At 28.6% G+C, this 2027-nt stretch carries 2 protein-coding genes; both read left to right on the top strand.

The features are described 5' to 3' along the window. Positions 1 to 1204 (top strand): hemolysin family protein (locus HG1285_RS03545; RefSeq protein ID WP_008288845.1); only part of this gene is annotated, 1204 nt, incomplete at its 5' end. A 4-nt stretch (positions 1205 to 1208) separates the two neighbouring features. Continuing rightward, the coding region (locus HG1285_RS03540) for a CNNM domain-containing protein (protein WP_008288846.1) at positions 1209 to 2027 on the top strand (819 nt) is incomplete at its 3' end.

The following is a 2027-nucleotide window of genomic DNA, read 5'->3' on the forward strand; positions in this document are numbered from 1 at the left end:
ATCATCATTTTTTTCTATGGACTGGATAAAAATAAAAAGATTAGCAAAAGAAGGTAATAAATCTGCAAAGATAGCAGACTTTTTAAGAAGTCATCCTAAAGAACTTGTAATTACATTCTTAATAGGAAATGAACTTGTAAATATTACTGCTTCAGCTATCACAACTGCCTTTGTTATACAGTTTTTAGGAGAAAAATATGTTTTTATCGCAGTAATAGTAATGACGATACTTATATTAACTTTTGGCGAAATAACACCAAAAACTATAGGAAATTATTATTCTGAAAAATACGCACTTTTCACTTCTCGTCCTTTTTATGCCTTTTACATACTTGCAACGCCTTTCAGGTTTATTTTGATGAAAATTGCTTCCATAATATTAAGAAAGCTTGGATTAGACCTTCCAGTTGAAAGTCATAAAATATCAGAAGAAGATGTTAGAACTATAGTAAGTGCAGGAAAAGAAAAAGGACTTTTTTCTGAAGAGGAAAAGGAGATAATTGAAGCTGCACTTGAGCTTGATGAAACATCTGTAAGTGAAATAATGACTCCAAGAAGGGATATTTTTGCCATTGAAAATGGAATTACTATAAAACAAACTATTGAAATTTTAAAAAATAAGGATTACAGCAGAATTCCAGTATATAAAGAGAATTTAGATAATATTATTGGAGTTTTGTATGTTAAAGATATTATATTCTTGAAATTTGAAGGAAAAGAAAATGAGGTTATAGATAAATATTTAAGAAAACCATTATTTGTCCCTGAATTTACGCCATTACTGACCTTAATGAAAGAATTTGAAAAAACCAAAAATCATTTTGCAATTGTAGTTGATGAACATGGTACTGTAGTAGGTATTGCAACATTTCAAGATTTAGTTGAGTTTTTAGTAGGTGATATTCCACAAGAATTTGAAAGTGAAGAGCCTTTTATAAAACAAATTTCCACATATGAATGGAAAGTTTCTGGAAAAATTGATATAGAAGAACTTTCAGAAGAAATAGGACTGAAACTACCTGAAGATTATGAGTTTGATACACTGGCAGGCTTTATATTTCATCAACTGGAAAAAATTCCTCAAGAAGGCGAAACTTTTGAATATGAAGGGTTTTTATTTAAAATAGAAAAAGTTGAGAAAAACAGAATTGTAATGGTAAGAATTAAAAAGCTTCAGAATTACAGGAAAAGAAAAATGAGGTAAATAAATGATAAGTTCTATTATTACAATAATTTTCTTCTTGATACTTGAGGCTTTTTTTTCTGGTTCTGAAATAGCTCTTTTTTCTATAAATAGGGTAAAACTAAAGTATCTTGCGAAAAATGGAAATAAAAAAGCTGAAAAAGTTTACAAAAAATTAAACAAGTATTTTGATGATTACATAGCTACCACATTAATAGGTACAACGTTAAGTATCGTTACGATAACTGCAATTTATGTTCAGCTTTTAATGAATTTGTCTTATTTTGTTCCTTTTTTACACGGTAAAGAGGAAATTTTTGCTGAAAGTATCATAATTTTAACGTTGTTATTTGGAGAAATTCTTCCGAAAAGTATTTTTCAGTATTATGCTGAAAAGTTAGTTTATTTTATAGTCCCTGCCCTTGATGTTTTTAGGAAATTTCTTTATCCATTAATACTTATAGCAAATGTTATAACAAAGGTTGTGTTTTTTATATTCAGAATAGAAGCTAAAAAGGATAACATTCTGACAAGAGAAGAACTTTTAGATGCTCTTTTAATGGAAACTGAAGGGATAGAAGATTTAGAGAAAAAAATAATTGCAAATGTGTTGATTTTTGAGAAAAGAAGACTTGCAGAGATAGTTGTTCCTCTCTCTGATGTGGTAGCTGTTTCAAGCGATACTAAAATAAAAGAACTTATACCTATACTGAAGGAGACAGGTTTTTCCAGAATACCAATTTATAAAAAAAGAATTGATGAAATAGTTGGGATTGTAAGGGCTTATGACCTTGTAAATGCAGACATTGAAGATGTAGTTGAAAAATTTAAAAAACCTATAAGA

The organism is Hydrogenivirga sp. 128-5-R1-1, from assembly GCF_000171895.1.